General features: G+C 65.1%; 1 protein-coding gene. It reads right to left on the bottom strand.

Features of this window, described 5'->3' with window-relative positions; translation table 11 throughout:
• Positions 1 to 307, bottom strand: a 307-nt coding sequence (locus tag V1J52_RS26045; RefSeq protein WP_330142430.1) for an acyltransferase domain-containing protein, incomplete at both ends; no start/stop codon positions are given.

The raw sequence follows: 307 nt of genomic DNA on the forward strand, positions 1-307 counted from the left end.
TCCGGGTCGGTGAGTTCGGTGGTGGTGAGGGCTCCGGTGACGGTGGAGATGATGGGGATGGTGGGTGGGTGGTAGGTGAGGTGGGTGGCTGCCTGGTGGAAGGCGTCGAGCATGCCGTCCATGTGGGGGGAGTGGAAGGCGTGGCTGACGGTGAGTTGTTTGGTTTTGCGGCCCAGGGTGGTGAAGTGGTCGGCGATGGTGTGGGCTTGGTCGCTGTCGCCGGAGATGACGAGGGAGTTGGCGGCGTTGAGGGCGGCGAGGGTGACGTGGTCGGTGAGGTGGGGGGTGATTTCTTCTTCGGTGGCCT

It is taken from the genome of Streptomyces solitudinis (assembly GCF_036323765.1).
In the GTDB taxonomy this organism is placed as follows: Bacteria; Actinomycetota; Actinomycetes; order Streptomycetales; family Streptomycetaceae; genus Streptomyces.